Here is a 16,555-nt window from a genome sequence, read left to right on the forward strand (position 1 = left end):
GGAGCAGACACAATGCCCTACGCGCACATCGACCACGCCCCGAAAAGCTTCTGGACGCGCTATGTCTGGAGCCAGGACCACAAGGTCATCGCCGTGCAGTATTCGCTGACGGCCATCGCCATCGGCCTGGTCGGCCTCGTCCTGTCGGACCTGATGCGGATGCAGCTCGGCTTTCCCGGCAAGTTCAGCTTCATCGACGCCAATCACTACTACCAGTTCGTCACCATGCACGGGATGATCATGGTGATCTACCTGCTGACCGCGCTGTTCCTGGGCGGCTTCGGCAACTACCTGATCCCGCTGATGCTCGGCGCGCGCGACATGGTGTTCCCGTTTCTCAACATGCTGAGCTACTGGGTCTATCTGCTGGCCGTGCTCGTGCTGACCGCGAGCTTCTTCGTGCCGGGCGGGCCGACCGGCGCGGGCTGGACGCTGTATCCGCCCCAGGCCATCCTGCCCGGCACGCCGGGCGTGGAATGGGGCATCGTGCTGATGCTCGTGTCGCTGGCGATCTTCATCGTCGCGGCAACCATGGGCGGCCTGAACTACGTCACCACCACGCTGCAGGCGCGCACGCGCGGCATGACGCTCATGCGCATGCCGCTCACGGTGTGGGGCATCTTCATCGCAACCATCATGGCGCTGCTGGCGTTTCCGGCGCTGTTCGTATCGGCGGTGATGATGCTGCTCGACCGGACACTCGGCACCAGTTTCTTCATACCGGCCGTGGTATCGATGGGGCAGCCGCTCAAGCATGTCGGCGGCAGCCCGCTGCTGTTCCAGCACCTGTTCTGGTTCTTCGGGCATCCGGAGGTCTACATCGTCGCGCTGCCGGCCTTCGGCATCGCGTCGGACCTCATCAGCACCCACGCACGCAAGAGCATCTTCGGCTACAGGATGATGGTGTGGGCCATCGTCATCATCGGCGCACTGAGCTTCGTGGTCTGGGCGCACCACATGTTCATCGCCGGCATGGATCCGTACTTCGGCTTCTTCTTTGCCACCACCACGCTCATCATCGCCGTCCCGACCGCCCTCAAGGTCTACAACTGGGTGCTGACGCTGTGGCGCGGCGATATCCACCTGACCGTGCCGATGCTGTTTGCCATCGGCTTCATCAGCACCTTCGTGCTGGGCGGGCTGACCGGGCTCTATCTCGGCAACGTGAGCGTGGACATTCCGCTGTCGAACACGTACTTCGTGGTGGCGCACTTCCATATGGTGATGGCCGTGTCGCCCATCCTCGTGGTGTTCGGCGGCCTCTACCACTGGTATCCGAAGGTGACGGGCCGCATGCTCGACGACCGGCTCGGGCGCGCGCACTTCTGGATCACCTTTCTCGGCACCTATGCGATCTACTTCCCGATGCACTATCTCGGCATCCTCGGCATGCCGCGGCGATATTACGCATATGAGGGCTACAGCTTCATCCCGCACTCGGCGCAGACGCTCAACACGTTCATCACCGTCGTCGCGCTGATCGTGGGGGTGGCGCAACTGCTGTTCCTGTACAACCTGGCATGGAGCCTCGTGCGCGGCAAGCGTGCCGACGGCAACCCGTGGCGGGCCACCACGCTGGAATGGCAGACCCCGCAAACGCCGCCGGTGCACGGCAACTGGGGCGCCGCGCAGCCGGTCGTCTACCGTTGGGCGTACGAATACAGCCCGCCGGGACAGGAGGAAGACTTCGTCCCGCAAAATCAGCCGCCCGCGACGGCGCCGGCGCCTGAACCGGCCCACCCGACACTTCAACCCGGCGAGGCACGCAAATGACCACCCTGCCGCGCCCGTTCGTTCCCGACACGCCACCGGTCTTGCCGAATGCGAGCCGCGTCGGCCTGATCGTCTTCATGGCGGTGGCAACGACGTTGTTTTCATTGCTGCTGCTCGCCTATGGCATGCGCATGCGCGAGCCCGACTGGCAGCCGATCCCGCATCCGGCGCTGCTGTGGTGGAACACCGGCGCGCTGGCGCTGGCAAGCGTTGCCATGCAGCGTGCCCGGCAACTGACCGCGCACCGCGTGGCGTGGCTGGTGTCCGGCGGCGTGCTGGCCGCCGTGTTCGTGATCGGGCAACTGACCGCGTGGCGCATGCTGTCGGCGGCCGGGCAGACCGTCACCGTCAATCCGTCCAACAGCTTCCTGTTCCTGCTCACCGGCCTGCACGGATTGCACGTGCTGGGCGGGCTGGCCGCCTGGGCCGTGACGATCGCGCAACTGCGGCGCGCGGACCCGTTCCGCGCCCAGCGTGCCATCGCGCTGTGCGCCCTCTACTGGCATTTCCTGCTGGCCGTCTGGCTCGTGCTGCTGGCGGCGATGTGGTGGCTCACGCCCGGGGTCGTCGCCGCCATCTGCGGGCCGCTGTATGGAGCCGCGCCATGACCTCGCCCATGCTCCCGACCGAACCCGCGGCCCCTCCGCCCGCCGACGCCGGGCCTGACGGCTGGCGCGGCATCGTCACCGACTGGGCCGCCGACCGCGAAGCCTTCAAGGTGCCGTGGGGCAAGGCGATGATGTGGATCTTCCTGCTGTCGGACACCTTCGTCTTCAGCAGCTTCCTGATCGGCTACATGACGGTGCGCATGTCGACCACCGCGCCGTGGCCCGACACCGCCAAGGTGTTCGGGCTCACCGTGGGCGGCGTGGAGGTGCCGTTGCTGCTGATCGCCATCATGACGTTCACCCTGATCAGCAGCAGCGGCACCATGGCGATGGCCGTCAACTTCGGCTACCGGCGCAACACCCGGCCCGCCGCCGCGCTGTTGCTGGCGACCGCGCTGCTGGGCGCGACCTTCGTGTCGCTGCAGGCGTTCGAGTGGACCAACCTGATCTTCCGTGAAGGCATACGCCCGTGGGGCAACCCGATCGGTGCGGCACAGTTCGGCGCGTGCTTTTTCCTGATCACCGGGTTCCACGGCTTTCACGTGACCTGCGGCGTGATCTACCTGCTGCTGGTCGCGCGCAAGATCCTGCAGCCGGGGTTCGCCGAGCACGGCAACTTCCAGATCGTCGAGATCGCCGGCCTGTACTGGCACTTCGTCGACCTGGTGTGGGTGTTCATCTTCGCGCTGTTCTATTTGTGGTGAGGCAGGCCATGGACCACACCGATCCCGCCGATCGACCCGACGCCGCGCACGGCCAGCAGCATCCGATCGGCATCTACCTGAAAATCTGGGGGCTGCTGTTCGTCCTGAGCACGTTGTCGTACCTGGTGGACTACTTCAACGTGCAGGGCCTGCTGCGCTGGGTGCTGATCGTCGTGCTCATGATCGCCAAGGCCGGGCTGATCGTGTCGATCTTCATGCACATGATGTGGGAGCGGCTGGCGCTGGTGTACGCGATCCTGATACCGCCGCTGTGCCTGCTGGTGCTGATGGTGCTGATGGCGGCCGAAGCGCATCACACGTTCGGCATGCGGGCGCTATTCTTTCATTGATCGCGTCGCGCATCCGCTCCACGGGCGATGCATGATTCAGTGCGCCGTTACCCGCCGACCTGAGACACGCCCCCCCTGCCGCTTTCTGCCGCAGACCTGAACCGCCCGCCATGTTTCATGGCCGGTGTTGATCAACCGCACCGATCGGCGTTAGCGCGTACCGCGACCACCAACGGGCTTGCCGGCCGGCTTACGTGCGCCCGCAGCCGCCTTCCCGGCGGGTTTGCCGCGCGGCTTTTGCACGCTGAATGGACTACCGGCGGACACGCTTGCCCCCTTGCCCGCAGCCCCGGCGCGCGGCCCCGCAGGCTTGCGTTTGCCCTCCCCGCCTTGCGGCTTCGGCTGTTTGCCAGCCGCCGGCATGGCACCGGCCCCACCTTGCGGCACTTTGGGCTTCTTCGGCTTTTTGGGCTTCTTGATGATCTGCCCCGTCGCGCTGGTTTCCGGCACGCGGTGTTCGGCTTCGAAACCCGGCTCTTCTTCACGGCGCAGCGTCTGCCGGATCAGCGCCTCGATCGCGGCCAGTTGCGGCGCTTCATCGGCACACACCAGCGACACCGCCACACCACTGGCACCCGCGCGGCCGGTACGGCCAATACGGTGCACATAGTCTTGCGCCACGATCGGCAGATCCACGTTGATCACCAGCGGCAGGTCGTCGATATCCAGCCCGCGCGCCGCCACATCGGTCGCGACCAGCATCTGCACTTCGCCCGTCTTGAAGCGCTCCAGCGCACGCAGGCGCGCAGGCTGCGGCTTGTCGCCGTGGATGGTGTCGACCGCATAGCCCGCTTCATCCAGCATCGCCGCCAGGTAATCCACGCCATTGCGGGTCTTGACGAACACCAGCGCGTGGTCCCAGTTGTTCTCGGCCACCAGGTGCATGAAGAGGTCCGGCTTGTTCCGCTTGTCCACCGGCACCACCCACTGCTTGATCTTGCTCGCCGTGACGTTGGGCGGGCTGACGCTGATATTGACCGGGCTGCGCAGAATGCTCGCCGCCATCGCGCGGATATCGTCGGTAAACGTGGCGGAGAACAGCAGCGTCTGGCGCTGGGCGGGCAACGCGGCAAAGACGGCGTTGAGTTCGCGCGCAAAGCCCAGATCGAGCATGCGGTCGGCTTCATCCAGCACCAGCGTCTGGACTTGATCGAACTGCACCGCGTTCTGCCGGTTGAGGTCCAGCAGACGGCCCGGCGTGGCAACGAGCACATCCACGCCCTTGCGCAACTTCATCATCTGCGGGTTGATGCTCACCCCGCCATAGGCAGCCAGAAACCGCAAGTCGAGGCCTTTGCCGTACTCGACAAAGCTCTGCAGCACCTGCTCGGCCAGTTCACGCGTGGGCACCAGTACCAGGACACGCGCACGGTTGCTGGACACCGCCGGCCCGTGTTGCACCAGCCGCTGCAACAGCGGCAGCGCAAAACCCGCCGTTTTGCCGGTGCCGGTCTGGGCCGCGGCCATGACGTCCTTGCCACCGAGCACAGTGGGAATCGCCTTGGCCTGCACCGGCGTCGGTGTCTGGTAATTGAGGCCCTGCAGATTTCGCAGCAAGGGATCGATCAGGCCGAGCGAGGCAAAAGACATGGACGTGTTCCGGGCTAAAACCGCAATTCTAGCGGTTGCCGCGGCAATCGCGCCGCGCAGCTACCCGGTGCGGCGCAGCGCTCGGCGTCAGGCAATCCGTTCGAGCATGACACGGGGCGCCGTCGCCAGCCCTATTTCGACACGGCGCGCATGACAGGTCGCGGCAACCTGCCCGCCTCCTGACGATCGATCATCCAGCCAGGATAGCCAGGAGGCAACGTGCTCACGGCATCGAGCCGGGCCAGCTCGTCCCCGGTCAGGGCGACATCGACCGCGCCGAGATTGTCTTCGAGTTGTTCGATCCGTTTGGCGCCGATGATGACGCTCGTGACGTGCGGCTTGGCGAGCAGCCACGCGAGCGCGATCCGGGCCACCGACACACCTCGCGCGTCCGCGATGGCGCGCATCGCCGCAACGCACGGCCACGCTCGCTCGAGATCGACCGGCGGAAAATCGAACTGGCTGCGCCGCGAACCTTCCTCGGTCGGCGCCCCGGGACCGAACTTCCCCGACAACAGTCCGCCGGCGAGCGGCGACCAGACGAGGAGCGCCATCTGCTCGTCGATCGCGAGCGGCACCAGTTCGCGCTCCACGTCACATCCGGCGATCGAATAGTAGGCCTGCAGCGTCTCGAAGCGCGTCGCATGAAGCGCTGCACTGAGTCCGAGCGCCTTGCCGATCTTTCCGGCGCGCCAGTTCGAGACGCCGACATAGCGAACCAGCCCCTGACGCGTCAGATCGTCGAGCGCCCGCAGCGTCTCTTCGATCGGTGTCACGGGATCGTTCGCGTGGATCTGGTAGAGGTCGACATGATCGACCTGGAGCCGCTCCAGGCTTCTCTGCACGGAATCCATGATGTGGCCGCGCGACGCGCCCTGATCGTTGGGTTTCGGGCCCATCACACCGGCCGTCTTCGTCGCCAGCACGATCTCGCCGCGCGGAACACCGATGTCTCGGAGCGCCTGTCCGACGAGGCGTTCGGATTCGCCGAAGGAGTAGATGTCCGCGGTATCGATGAAGTTGATGCCCTCGTCCAGTGCGCGGGAAATCAGTTGGGTCGCGTCGTCCTGGCCGACCGCGCCGATCGACGCCCACATGCCGGCATCGGCATTGCCGCCCAGCGTCATCGTGCCGAGACACAGCTCGGAGACATACAGGCCGGTGCGGCCCAGTTGCTTGTATTTCATGGCCGTTTCCTTCGTGGTCGGCTGGAGAGAATGCGGTGGCGTCCTGTCCCGGGCGCCCCGCACGCCGGGATCTCAGCCGATTCGCGCTTGTCCTGCCCGAAACTGTCCGGCGATCGTCGCGACCCGTGCGCCATAGCGGCGTGCCGTCTCGAGATCCCCGGGCGACATTTCGTCGGGCGACGCATCGGCCGGCGTCTGCGCCATCGGCGCGAGATAGGAGCCCATGCGATTCAGGTCGTCGCGCATCGACGCCTTCACGTTCGCGGGCTTGACGTCCAGGCTCACCCAGATGCCGCCGTGCTGCCCGGCAAGCAGAACGAAGTATTCGAGCGTATTGAGCTTGTCGCCGTTGACGCTCGCGCTATTGGTAAAGCCGCCGAAGATCGTGTTGCGCCACGCACCTTCGAACCAGGCCTTCGACGATGCGTCGGCGAACTTCTTGAACTGCCAGCTGGGGCCGCCCATGTAGGTCGGCGAGCCGAACAGGATGGCATCCGCGCCGGCCAGCGTGTCCCAGGCGTCCTGCGCAATGTTTCCGTCGGCGTCGATTGCGACGAGTACGGCGCCGGCGCCCTCGGCGACAGCCGTTGCCATGCGTCGGGTATGCCCATAGCCGGAGTGATAGACGACGGCCGTCTTAACCGGAGAGGTGTGTTGTGTCATGGTTGCGCCCTTTCGTTCAGGTGATCGTCGGGAGACGACATCGGAAAGCACTCTACTGAGTTGCTATTGAGTTATAAATAACGGCCGATTGAACGTTCTGTTACTCGTTGAGTGAACAATGCAAAACCTCGATGCGCTGTTGATCTTTGCCCGTGTCGCCGAAATGACGAGCTTTACGCGGGCGGCCGAAAGCCTGGGCATCCAGAAAGGGCGTGTGTCGATGGTGATCCGTCGACTCGAGCGCGACGTGGGCGTTGCGCTGTTGCATCGGACGACGCGGAGCGTGCAGCTGACCGAGGACGGACGCGCGTTCTATTCGCGCGCACGGGACCTGCTGGCCGAAGTCCAGGAATTGCAATCGATGTTCTCCGGCAACGGCACGCGCCTGCGGGGAAGATTGCGCGTCGACATGCCGACCGAGCTGGCACGCAGCGTCGTGATTCCCGCACTGCCGCAACTGATGGCGGCGCACCCCGAACTCGAGCTCGAACTTTCGAGCACCGATCGGCGTGTCGATCTCGTCCAGGAAGGTTTCGATTGCGTGATCCGTCTGGGTCCGATCGTGGACGAGACGCTGATCGCCCGGCCGTTGGGCCGGCTGCGCATGATCAATGCGGCGAGCCCCGGTTATCTGGCGCGGTATGGGGTGCCGCATACGCTCGACGATCTGCTCGGCCAGGGACACCGGATGGTCCACTACGCGCTGACACTCGGCGCGCGTCATCCGGGATGGGAGTACCCGAACGGCAACGGCTATGCGTCGCTCCCGCTGCCGGGCGCGATGCAGGTCAACAGCGTGCAGACCTATCACGCAGCCGGGCTGGCCGGCATCGGGTTGATCCAGGCCGGATATTCAGGGGTCGCGAATCACATCGAAAGCGGCGCGCTGGTGGAGGTTCTGCCCGATCTGCGTCCCGAGCCGCTCGCCGCGTGGCTCGTCGTGGCCCATCGGCGCAATCTGTCGCCGCGCGTGCGGGCGTTCATGGACTGGATCGAGGGCGTGTTGGCGCCTTACTTCGATTAAGGGCGCCGGGGTGGGCGACTGGCTGGCTTGCGGGGTAAGGTAGCCGCCGGGGCGGCGGCGCGGGTGTGTCGCCGGCCAAAGCGCAGAATATGCGACGACGAGATGCATACTGCTGCGAGCAGTACGCATCTCCCGGGGGCGGCGCTCAGTAGGCCGCCACCTTTTCGGTATTCCGTCGTTCAACGCGCGTCCGGGATTTCGCCACTGCCGTGATAAAGAACATGGTGGCGATGCCGCCCGCGATCAGTGCCGGGTAAGCCGCCAGGATCTGGATCAGCGAATACTTCCAGCTCAACGGGCGCCCGACGCCAAGCATTGCCGCATAGAACCACGAGACGGCGGAAATCACGCCCGCGAAAATGGCAACCATGCGCCGTTCGAACGAAAGCTTCAGCAGGGATCCCGCTTTCTCCAATGCCGGGAGGACCGCGGAGTGCAAAGCGATGCCGTTGAAGGTCAGCAAGGCGACGATGCCGATCTTGGCCTGCAGCTTGGGATTGCCGAGATACCCGAGACCCTGGGTCCGCATATCGAACGCAATGATCGCGATACCGGTGATCCAGAGCACCGTCAGCGCCAACGTGACGGTGCGCTGCAGGCTGGGCAGGTGGACCTGGGCGGGATCGGTCGATGCGTCGGAATCCAGAAGTCGCCTGACCATGGCAATGTCGCTGGTCAGTACGAGACCAATCGCGACACAGCAGGCTATGAGATGAACAAAGACGATTCCCATTCGTACGAATTCCATTTTCTGTCCTTTATCGGCGCAGTGCGCAAAGTTGAGTTGTACCGTCGTCAATCTGGGTGAATCCCGGCGATACATTTAGGAGTGCGACGCAGCAATCAAAATTCGACCATGGATGCCAATATCAAGCTGGCTCCAGTCGGCATGACATGAACAACTCGGCGAGCCCACTACGGTGCGTCGGATCCCAACGGGCTGCATGTAGTCGAATCGATACCCATTGCGAGTTCGACCACTTGATCAAGCCCGCACGGCGTGCGGACTTGCAGTGTCGGATGGCTGACCACCCAGGTATCCGGCATGTCGTGACTTGCAGAATGAAAGGTCGTCCGACTGCCGGATGCTGCCGAACGACCAGCGAAATTTAAAACAGCAGGCTCCGACGAATCAACCCGACTTGTTACGAAATGCAAAGGGCGTAACGAGCGCTAAACGGGGTGGGGGGAGGGTCCGACCCGAGCGCGCTTTCCGTCAATACGGAGTATGCGGAATTGTTCTGACTTCGACTCGGGCACCGATTAACGAGTCACTTCATTTTACATTTGAGCAATAAATACTAAAGGGGTCGCAGTTCACAATGCACGTTGCGAAACTTTCATATGTTGAATAGAGGAATTTCGATCACTCCGAATAACATCGAGCATCGATTTTCTCAGACGAAACACCGGCAGTATCGGGCATTGATGCACCGGCCCGCACCTGAAAATCTGCGCGGTTTGCCGAGAGATCTCCCGCTTCACCCTTCGCGTCACACTTTCTTGCCGGGTCGAGCGTCGGAACTACCGGTGCTGGCGGGAATGAAGAAACTGCCCGAGCCGAAACGACCAAAATCGGACGACCCGAATTCCTTTTGGGGGTACGGTTCGGAAAGTAACTGAAAAACAGAACAAGCAATCGCAGTAGATCGTGCGATCGATTGGAGGAAGCTCGCGGACGACTGGCAACAGATAAAAATCCGTAGCCTTCGAAAATGAAAGAAACCCTGATCACCCGAAATCAAACCCGTCACCCCCGAATCATTTTCGATCAATATCGGGAAATCTCGCTGGCTCAAGATTTTTCATTGATGGCGGGTAAAGAAGTCGAGCCTCATTCGCAACGAACCGGTCGTCAGTCAGTTTGAGCGGTTGTCAAACATCCGTGGTCACGCCGCATGACAAGCCGTTTTCGAGTTCGAATCATCTCGAGAATACGCAGTGGGTCGACGGCTCGCATCCGTTGTCCGCCGCGCGTCCGGGCGTTCACGGACTGGATCGGGGGCGCGTTTGAGCCGTATTTCGATTGAGGGCGTCGTGGCGGCTCGGGCGACCCTGAACGTTCGGAGCCAGTGCAGCCTTCCGCGAGAAGTGCTACCGGGCATGAGTGCCCGGACGAATGCACGCAACACTGCAATCACCAGCACCAGTACGCTGCCTGACGAACCGGCAAGAACCCGCCCAATCTCCGTCAGCCATCTGACCTCCCCGGCCCTGACGTGCGCTCTCCCCTTTCCCGTTTCCGGTAGCAAACGGCACGACGGCCCAGCGGCACGATTCCCGGCCCTGCCGTGCCGGCTCGACGCGTGGCGCCACCAAACACCGGGATACGTCTTTCAATCAGATCGGATCGAGTGGCGCTTTTCGAGGGTTATACGACCTTTGCGCCACCCACCTCACGTTCCATACTTCGCATCGAAGGTCACGCCGGGCAAGGCAAACAAACACGATCGCGTTTCGAACGTTCGCCCGGATCAATCAAGACATGGAAAGGAATGGAAGATGAGACTCAAGAACAAGTCGGCTCTGATCACGGGCGGGACCAGTGGCATCGGTCTTGCAACCGCGAAGCTGTTCATTGCAGAAGGCGCCCGAGTCGCGGTCACGGGTCGCGACGATTCCGTGTTCGAGCGTGTGCAGGCCGAGCTTGGCGAGCATGCGATCGTTCTCAAGGGCGACGTGCGTTCGATCACGGACATGCGCGCCATTGCCACCGAGGTGAAAGAGCAGTTCGGCGGCCTGGACGTGGTGTTCGCCAATGCCGGCTGGGCTTTCCCGTCCGCGGTCGACGACATCGACGACGAACTCTACAACGAGATCATGGACGTCAACGTCAAGGGCGTGGTGTTCACGCTTCAAGCGGTGCTGCCTTGCTTGCGGGATAGTTCCTCAGTCATCCTCAACACATCGTTCGTCGCGCAGACCGGCAAGCATGGCATTTCGCTGACCGCAGCAGCGAAGGCCGCGGTGCGATCGCTTGCCCGCAGCTGGTCCTATGAGTTTCTCGACCGGAAAATCCGCTTCAATGCGATCGCACCCGGCGCGATGAACACGCCTCTGATCACCAGGTGGGGCATGCCAGACGAATGGGTTCGCGACCGCCGGGCCGAATTCGCCGCGGCGATTCCGGTGGGCCACATGGGCAAGGCCGAAGACGTCGCGTACGCGGCACTCTATCTCGCCAGCGACGAGTCCGCCTACGTGGTCGGCACCGAGCTGGTCGTCGACGGCGGCGCCTCGCAGCTTTGAGCCTGCGGTTCACGATTCCCGGGCCCGACACATCATCCCGTCTCATTCGCATCCTGATCTCGTATCCGCCACGCCATTCTCAGTGACGGTCATTCAATCCGGCCCAGCCTGGTTGCACTCGCCAAGGGGGCCGACGTGCAAGGAGAAGTCATCTTGACCGACAGTAGCGATAACAATGCTTCCGCGCAGCAACTCACCCGGGCAGGTCGTTCGCGCCGCGATGTTCTCAAGCTCGGAAGCGCCGCGACCCTCGGCGCTGTCCTGGGGGGTGGCGCCTTGCTTGGGAACGCCACGCCTGCTTTTGCCCAGGCCGGCAGCGACGGGCTGCTTGCCCCGAATGACCCGCTCGACATTCTGATCGTCAATTACGACGGGGGGACGCTGCTCGACTTTGCCGGCCCCAGCGAGATTTTCCACCGGCTGCCCAATACGAACGTGCGCTACGCGAGCCTCAACGGCGGCAACGTGACGCTCGAATTTGGCGTCGTGTACGGCAAGACGGAACGACTGGCCGATATCGAGCGGGCCGACGTGATCCTCGTCCCCGGCGGGTCCGATCTGACGGCGCCGATGCGACCGGCGTATCAGGCGCAGATCCGGCGCCTGGCGGAAAGCGCCAAACACGTGACGTCGGTTTGCAACGGATCGCTCGTGCTCGCCGCCACGGGCGTTCTCAACGGCAAGCGAAGCGCCTGCCATTGGGCCTTCGTCAACAAGCTGTCCGAATATGGTGCCATTCCCGTTCCCGATCGCTTCGTGGAAGACGACAACGGCCGGTTCATGAGCGGCGGCGGCGTGACGGCGGGCATCGACTTCGCACTTCGCGTCGCGGCGAAACTGCGCGGCCAGCAGGCCGCCGAATTCACGCAGCTCGTGATCGAATACGACCCTGCTCCGCCGTTCCACTCCGGTCATCCGAGGGACGCACGGCCGGAAGTGATCGCGATGGTCGACAAGAAGCTGCCCGGCGCATCCAGGGGGCTCGCACGAATCCCCGGCGTTCGCTGACACGCTTGCCGGCAACGTGTACATGGCCGCCGCCAGCCTCGATGAAGGCTGCGGCCGACATGGCCCGCTCCACCGGCCCATTGGGCGCCGCCCTTTCAATTCAAGCCCGTTCGGAAATCAATCGATGCAACAGATCCGTCTTTGTACCGCTGCGCTTGCAGCCTGCGTCTCCTTTTTCACGTTCACGGCGCCGGCCACTGCCGGCGATTCACAACGGCCACCCGAACGTCCACCCGAAGCGGCCATCAAGGCCGAAAACGCGCGATGGGCGGATGCCTTTGCGCGAGGCGACTATGAGGCGATAGGCCGCCTCTATACCGACGACGGCACGCTCTTGCCGCCCGGAGGCGACAAAATCACGGGGAGACGCACGATCGCCGAGTACTTCACCAACGGGTATGCCGGCTCAAAACCCGGCACCGTATCGTTCAGCAATTTCGAGTTCTACGGCAATGACCGGATCGTGACGGAGGTTTCGGATGCGGAGGTCCGCGACCACGATGGCAAGCTCAATATCCGCGCCAAGCAGGTTCTCGTCTTTGTGAAGCAGGCCGGCGTGTGGAAGTTGCATCGCGACATGTGGAACGATTACGGTCCCGTCAAGCCTGAAGGCCATTGAGCGTTCGACGAAATGGAACGTCCCGGGCCAACGCGCCAATCGCGCGGCAGCGGGACGTCGACCACGCAGCGCGCCGATCGGCCGGCGCTCGATCAGCGCGCACCGTTCGATCTGCTCTCGCGTCGAATCGCTTGCGGCGGGTGCCCATGCAATTTGATGAAGGCGCGCCGCATCCGTTCCGGATCGGTGAACCCCACAGCCAGCGCGATCTGTTCGATCGGTTCGCTGCCATCCTGCAGGCGCAGCCTCGCCGCTTCTACGCGCAAACGCTCGACCGCCTTGGCCGGCGTTTCACCGGTCTCCCGGCGAAAGGCGCGTCCGAACTGTCGCACACTCAATCTTGCGGCATCGGCGAGTCGTTCGACAGGCAATGCTTCCGCCAGATGTTCCCTGGCAAAATTCAGGGCGATGCGGATGCGATCCGATTCCGGCTCCATCTGCGACATGGCCGAGAATTGGGACTGCCCGCCCGGCCGACGATACGGAACGACCAGAAGCCTGGAGACGGCGCGCGCAGTCTCCACGCCCATGTCTCGTTCAATCATGCCGAGCGCCAGGTCTATCCCGGAGGCGATGCCCGCCGACGTCCAGACGCGGCCATCCACGACGTAGATGCTGTCGCCATCGACCCGCGTGCGAGGAAAGCGCGACTGCAATAGCGCAGCGTATCGCCAGTGCGTCGCGGCTCTCAGGCCATCCAGCAAGCCGGTTTCCGCGAGCAGAAACGCACCCGTACACACGCTTGCCACCCGCGCGGCCCTGGCGGCCAATTTTCTGGCCGCGGCGATATTCTCCGACGTCTGCATCGGATCGATATCGCCGCCCACGAAAACGACCGTGTCGAACGTGCGCCTTCCGATCGGCTTCGTCTCGATCGAAAGGCCCGTATTGCCATGAACCGGGCCGCCCGATTGCGAGATGACATGAAGGTCGTATGGCGTACGGCCAGCGGCCGTGGCCACCTGATTGAAGGCGGCCAGTGGCCCGCCAAGATCCAGCGCATCGTAGCCACGACAAACGAAGAATCCAATTCGATGCATGACGAAGCATTTACCGAAAATCCCCGGAAGGCGCATTTTACCGAGAACCCTCGAATCGTGTCATTCGGCCTGAAATGAGGGAAAAACGTCGTTGACGCCGCCATCGATTACCCGCACGGTCAAGAGGCGATACAGCGCAGACACGTCGTCCGGAAAGACGACGCCTTGCTCGCCCGACGCGTCACGCATCGACCGGAAGCTTCGCAACGACCTTGATCTCGAAGTCGAAGCCGTAAAGCCATGTGACGCCCACTGCCGTGAGCGCCGGATGCGGCGCGTCGCCCCAGAATGCCGGCACGACCTGCCAGACGCGCTCGAACGTCGATTGCGGGTCGACCATGAATACCGTGACGTCGACCACATCGTCGAACGTGCATCCGGCCTCGTGCAGGACCGCATTCAGGTTTCGAAACGCAAGCCGCACCTGTTCCTGCAGATCCGGCTCGGGCGTCCCGTCCTCACGACTGCCGACCTGCCCCGATACGAACAGCAACCCGCCGGCCCGTACGGCCGGAGAGTACCTGTTTCGCTCGTACAGCGCCCGACGTTCCGGCGGAAACACCACATCGCGCTTGCCCATCTTCACCTCCTTGGTCATGGGTTTCGATCGGCCCACTCTACCGGCCGGCACCCGCGCGATAAACCGCGAACCCTGTCCATGACTGTTTGTAGAATGCAAACAATTCAAATGCGAGGCACACACTCATGGATCGCTTCGATGCAATGCGCGCTTTCGTCCGGGTCGTCGAGGCCGGCAGCTTCACAAAGGCGGCCGAGACGCTTCATATGAGCAAGACCACGGTCACGCATCTGGTCCAGCAACTCGAGGCGCGCTTGCGTGTCCGGCTGCTGAACCGGACGACGCGCAGGATCAACGTCACGCCGGACGGCATCGCGTACTACGAGCGCGCGACCCGGCTGCTGGCCGACATGGACGACGCCGAGACGAGCCTGTCGAGCGCATCGGCGGTGCCGCGAGGCCGCCTTCGCGTGGACGTGCCGAGTCCGTTCGCACGCCTGATCCTGATCCCCGCGCTGCCGGCCTTCCTCGCCCGCTATCCGGACATCCAGCTCGACATGGGCGTGAGCGACCGCACCGTCGATATCATCGGCGAGAACGTGGATTGCGTCGTGCGCGGCGGCGAGCCGACCGATCAATCGATGGTCGCGCGGCGCGTGGCGGAGCTTTCGCTCGGCGTCTTCGCGTCGCCCGGCTATCTCGCGCTGGCAGGCACACCGTCGCATCCCGCCGAACTCGAGAACTCGCATCACCGCATCGTCGGGTTCTCGTGGGGACGCGCGGGCAATCTGTATCCGCTCGCCCTGCATCGCCGCGGCGAGACGGTGAAGGTGCAAGGCCGTTACGCGCTCGCCGTGGATGACGGCAATGCCTATCTCGCGGCCGGCGTGGCCGGCCTCGGCATCATGTGGCTGCCGCGTTATATGTCGAAAGCCCCGCTGGCACGGGGCGAACTCGTCACGCTGTTCGAGGGCTGGCGACTCGATCCGATGCCGCTTTACATCGCGTATCCGCCGAACCGCCACGTCAGCGCGAAGCTGCGTGTGTTCATCGACTGGGTCGTCGAACTCATGAACGACCCGGCTCCCGTGGACCGGCAATGAGCCTGTCCCGCGCGTCGTGAACGCCCCGCACTTCGTTCAGTGCCGGCGACCTCCGCAGCGGATCATGCGCGGGCCGCCCCCTCTGCCGCCACGCTGACGGACGCGGCCAGTCCGGCCAGTCCGGCGATATGCGTCGCACGCAACAGAACGGGCCGATCGACCATCTTCCCGTCGACCGTTACCACGCCGCCATTCGCATCGCGCATCGCATCGAGTACCCGCCGCGCCCAACGCACTTCATCGTCGCTCGGCCGAAAGCACTTGTGCACGAACGCGATCTGCTTCGGATGGATGCAAAGTTTCGCGCCGAAACCCAGTTGCTTCCCGTTGAACGCAGCGCGTTCGATCCGCTCACCGTCATCGATATCCGGCGTCACGCCGTCGACCGGCGACTCGATCCCGGCCACCCGCGAGATCAGCGCAAGCTGCGAGCGGAAATGATTGAGCGACGCGCCATCGTCCGACATGCCCATGTCCGCGATGAAATCGAGCGTGCCGAACATCAATCGCTCGACGCAAGGCGCTTTCGCGACATCGAGCGCGTTCCACATGCCGTTCGCGCTTTCGATCAACGGATGGACCGGCACACGCCGGCGCGCGAGCGCAACGGCGGCGCACACGTCGTCGGCATGCTCGGCCTTCGGCAGCACGATACCGGCCACGCCCTTCAACGCGCCGAGCGCGGCATCAGCCTCGAACCACGGCGTGTTCCGCGCGTTGATCCGCACGAGCACCGGATGCTCGGGCGAAACCCACTGCGCTATCGCATCGCGCGCCGCCACTTTCGCGTCCGGCTCGACGGCATCCTCGAGATCGATGATGACCGCATCGGCGCCGCTTGCGAGCGCCTTGTCGAACCGCTCGGGTTTGTTCCCCGGCACGAACAGATACGACCGGGCGGGCATCGAGCGCCCGCCGCCGGCACGCACCGCAGCTTCAGACGGCATCGACCACCTCCGGAACCAGCTCGAACAGATCGCCGACGAGGCCGTAGTCGGCCACGCTGAAGATCGGCGCTTCGGGATCCTTGTTGATCGCGACGATCACCTTCGAATCCTTCATCCCGGCCAGGTGCTGGATCGCGCCCGAGATGCCGACCGCGATGTACAGCTGCGGC

General features: G+C 63.8%; 18 protein-coding genes. 10 read left to right on the top strand and 8 right to left on the bottom strand.

The annotated features are described in order from the left end of the window. Window positions 1-12 precede the first annotated feature (12 nt). The 4 genes from ctaD to U5771_RS29120 are packed head-to-tail and all read left to right on the top strand — an operon-like array spanning window position 13 to window position 3,435. Entirely contained in the window at window positions 13-1,773 is a 1,761-nt protein-coding gene (gene ctaD / locus U5771_RS29105; RefSeq protein ID WP_322027171.1) for a cytochrome c oxidase subunit I, read from the top strand. Then, the gene (locus U5771_RS29110; RefSeq protein WP_322027172.1) at window positions 1,770-2,381 is read left to right on the top strand and encodes a cytochrome c oxidase subunit 3; all 612 of its coding nucleotides are present in this window, start codon (window positions 1,770-1,772) and stop codon (window positions 2,379-2,381) included. Before ctaD ends, U5771_RS29110 begins: the two co-directional genes overlap by 4 nt. Further along, window positions 2,378-3,085 carry a heme-copper oxidase subunit III family protein gene (locus tag U5771_RS29115; protein ID WP_322027173.1) on the top strand — a complete coding sequence of 236 codons (708 nt, stop codon included), beginning with the start codon at window positions 2,378-2,380 and terminating at the stop codon, window positions 3,083-3,085. Before U5771_RS29110 ends, U5771_RS29115 begins: the two co-directional genes overlap by 4 nt. A gap of 8 nt (window positions 3,086-3,093) precedes the next feature. Further along, entirely contained in the window at window positions 3,094-3,435 is a 342-nt protein-coding gene (locus U5771_RS29120; RefSeq protein WP_322027174.1) for a cytochrome C oxidase subunit IV family protein, read from the top strand. 150 nt (window positions 3,436-3,585) lie between these two features. Here the strand turns inward: U5771_RS29120 and U5771_RS29125 are convergent, their stop codons facing one another. The 3 genes from U5771_RS29125 to U5771_RS29135 all read right to left on the bottom strand — a co-directional run bounded on the left by U5771_RS29125 (window position 3,586) and on the right by U5771_RS29135 (window position 6,875). After that, window positions 3,586-5,025, bottom strand: coding sequence for a DEAD/DEAH box helicase (locus U5771_RS29125; protein ID WP_322027175.1), 1,440 nt, complete (start codon window positions 5,023-5,025; stop codon window positions 3,586-3,588). Between the two features lie 131 nt (window positions 5,026-5,156). After that, window positions 5,157-6,212 (bottom strand): aldo/keto reductase, encoded by a 1,056-nt coding sequence (locus U5771_RS29130; RefSeq protein ID WP_322027176.1) that lies wholly within the window; start codon window positions 6,210-6,212, stop codon window positions 5,157-5,159. Between the two features lie 72 nt (window positions 6,213-6,284). After that, the gene (locus U5771_RS29135) at window positions 6,285-6,875 is read right to left on the bottom strand and encodes a flavodoxin family protein (RefSeq protein ID WP_322027188.1); all 591 of its coding nucleotides are present in this window, start codon (window positions 6,873-6,875) and stop codon (window positions 6,285-6,287) included. Window positions 6,876-6,993: 118 nt separating this feature from the next. On the opposite strand from U5771_RS29135, the gene U5771_RS29140 reads away from it, so the two are divergent. Then, a complete protein-coding gene (locus U5771_RS29140; protein WP_322027177.1) occupies window positions 6,994-7,899 on the top strand; it encodes a LysR family transcriptional regulator in 906 nt (301 codons plus the stop codon). A 145-nt stretch (window positions 7,900-8,044) separates the two neighbouring features. On the opposite strand, the gene U5771_RS29145 is transcribed toward U5771_RS29140, so the two are convergent. Next, on the bottom strand, window positions 8,045-8,647 hold the full coding sequence (locus tag U5771_RS29145) for a hypothetical protein (protein WP_322027178.1): 603 nt from the start codon (window positions 8,645-8,647) through the stop codon (window positions 8,045-8,047). A gap of 967 nt (window positions 8,648-9,614) precedes the next feature. Between U5771_RS29145 and U5771_RS29150 the strand changes: the two genes are divergently transcribed. The 4 genes from U5771_RS29150 to U5771_RS29165 all read left to right on the top strand — a co-directional run bounded on the left by U5771_RS29150 (window position 9,615) and on the right by U5771_RS29165 (window position 12,775). Continuing rightward, window positions 9,615-9,767, top strand: a complete 153-nt coding sequence (locus U5771_RS29150; RefSeq protein ID WP_322027179.1) for a hypothetical protein — start codon at window positions 9,615-9,617, stop codon at window positions 9,765-9,767. Window positions 9,768-10,401: 634 nt separating this feature from the next. After that, window positions 10,402-11,148: an SDR family oxidoreductase gene (locus U5771_RS29155; RefSeq protein ID WP_322027180.1), complete on the top strand. Its 747-nt coding sequence runs from the start codon at window positions 10,402-10,404 to the stop codon at window positions 11,146-11,148. 153 nt (window positions 11,149-11,301) lie between these two features. After that, window positions 11,302-12,156 carry a DJ-1/PfpI family protein gene (locus tag U5771_RS29160; protein WP_322027181.1) on the top strand — a complete coding sequence of 285 codons (855 nt, stop codon included), beginning with the start codon at window positions 11,302-11,304 and terminating at the stop codon, window positions 12,154-12,156. A 124-nt stretch (window positions 12,157-12,280) separates the two neighbouring features. Further along, window positions 12,281-12,775: an SgcJ/EcaC family oxidoreductase gene (locus U5771_RS29165; protein WP_322027182.1), complete on the top strand. Its 495-nt coding sequence runs from the start codon at window positions 12,281-12,283 to the stop codon at window positions 12,773-12,775. Between the two features lie 92 nt (window positions 12,776-12,867). Here the strand turns inward: U5771_RS29165 and U5771_RS29170 are convergent, their stop codons facing one another. Together U5771_RS29170 and U5771_RS29175 are read right to left on the bottom strand one after the other, a co-directional pair. Beyond that, on the bottom strand, window positions 12,868-13,815 hold the full coding sequence (locus U5771_RS29170; RefSeq protein WP_322027183.1) for a GlxA family transcriptional regulator: 948 nt from the start codon (window positions 13,813-13,815) through the stop codon (window positions 12,868-12,870). A 181-nt stretch (window positions 13,816-13,996) separates the two neighbouring features. Beyond that, window positions 13,997-14,395 (bottom strand): RidA family protein, encoded by a 399-nt coding sequence (locus U5771_RS29175; protein WP_322027189.1) that lies wholly within the window; start codon window positions 14,393-14,395, stop codon window positions 13,997-13,999. A 125-nt stretch (window positions 14,396-14,520) separates the two neighbouring features. Between U5771_RS29175 and U5771_RS29180 the strand changes: the two genes are divergently transcribed. Continuing rightward, a complete protein-coding gene (locus U5771_RS29180; RefSeq protein WP_322027184.1) occupies window positions 14,521-15,438 on the top strand; it encodes a LysR family transcriptional regulator in 918 nt (305 codons plus the stop codon). A gap of 62 nt (window positions 15,439-15,500) precedes the next feature. Here the strand turns inward: U5771_RS29180 and U5771_RS29185 are convergent, their stop codons facing one another. Together U5771_RS29185 and U5771_RS29190 are read right to left on the bottom strand one after the other, a co-directional pair. Beyond that, complete coding sequence (locus U5771_RS29185; protein ID WP_322027185.1) at window positions 15,501-16,385, bottom strand: CoA ester lyase; 885 nt, start codon at window positions 16,383-16,385, stop codon at window positions 15,501-15,503. Beyond that, window positions 16,375-16,555: electron transfer flavoprotein subunit alpha/FixB family protein (locus U5771_RS29190; protein WP_322027186.1), on the bottom strand; the 181-nt coding region annotated here is incomplete at its 5' end. The genes U5771_RS29185 and U5771_RS29190, both read right to left, overlap by 11 nt.

This window comes from Burkholderia sp. BCC1977, assembly GCF_905339595.1.
Taxonomy (GTDB): Bacteria; Pseudomonadota; Gammaproteobacteria; order Burkholderiales; family Burkholderiaceae; genus Burkholderia.

Excerpts from the sequence above, each read along its gene's own strand:
- U5771_RS29145 (WP_322027178.1), bottom strand. The coding sequence starts at position 8,647 with ATGGAATTCGTACGAATGGGAATCGTCTTTGTTCATCTCATAGCCTGC.
- U5771_RS29185 (WP_322027185.1), bottom strand. The coding sequence starts at position 16,385 with ATGCCGTCTGAAGCTGCGGTGCGTGCCGGCGGCGGGCGCTCGATGCCC.
- U5771_RS29150 (WP_322027179.1), top strand. The coding sequence starts at position 9,615 with ATGAAAGAAACCCTGATCACCCGAAATCAAACCCGTCACCCCCGAATC.
- U5771_RS29115 (WP_322027173.1), top strand. The coding sequence starts at position 2,378 with ATGACCTCGCCCATGCTCCCGACCGAACCCGCGGCCCCTCCGCCCGCC.
- U5771_RS29155 (WP_322027180.1), top strand. The coding sequence starts at position 10,402 with ATGAGACTCAAGAACAAGTCGGCTCTGATCACGGGCGGGACCAGTGGC.
- U5771_RS29135 (WP_322027188.1), bottom strand. The coding sequence starts at position 6,875 with ATGACACAACACACCTCTCCGGTTAAGACGGCCGTCGTCTATCACTCC.
- U5771_RS29165 (WP_322027182.1), top strand. The coding sequence starts at position 12,281 with ATGCAACAGATCCGTCTTTGTACCGCTGCGCTTGCAGCCTGCGTCTCC.
- U5771_RS29140 (WP_322027177.1), top strand. The coding sequence starts at position 6,994 with ATGCAAAACCTCGATGCGCTGTTGATCTTTGCCCGTGTCGCCGAAATG.
- U5771_RS29125 (WP_322027175.1), bottom strand. The coding sequence starts at position 5,025 with ATGTCTTTTGCCTCGCTCGGCCTGATCGATCCCTTGCTGCGAAATCTG.
- U5771_RS29175 (WP_322027189.1), bottom strand. The coding sequence starts at position 14,395 with ATGGGCAAGCGCGATGTGGTGTTTCCGCCGGAACGTCGGGCGCTGTAC.
- ctaD (WP_322027171.1), top strand. The coding sequence starts at position 13 with ATGCCCTACGCGCACATCGACCACGCCCCGAAAAGCTTCTGGACGCGC.
- U5771_RS29110 (WP_322027172.1), top strand. The coding sequence starts at position 1,770 with ATGACCACCCTGCCGCGCCCGTTCGTTCCCGACACGCCACCGGTCTTG.
- U5771_RS29170 (WP_322027183.1), bottom strand. The coding sequence starts at position 13,815 with ATGCATCGAATTGGATTCTTCGTTTGTCGTGGCTACGATGCGCTGGAT.
- U5771_RS29120 (WP_322027174.1), top strand. The coding sequence starts at position 3,094 with ATGGACCACACCGATCCCGCCGATCGACCCGACGCCGCGCACGGCCAG.
- U5771_RS29180 (WP_322027184.1), top strand. The coding sequence starts at position 14,521 with ATGGATCGCTTCGATGCAATGCGCGCTTTCGTCCGGGTCGTCGAGGCC.
- U5771_RS29130 (WP_322027176.1), bottom strand. The coding sequence starts at position 6,212 with ATGAAATACAAGCAACTGGGCCGCACCGGCCTGTATGTCTCCGAGCTG.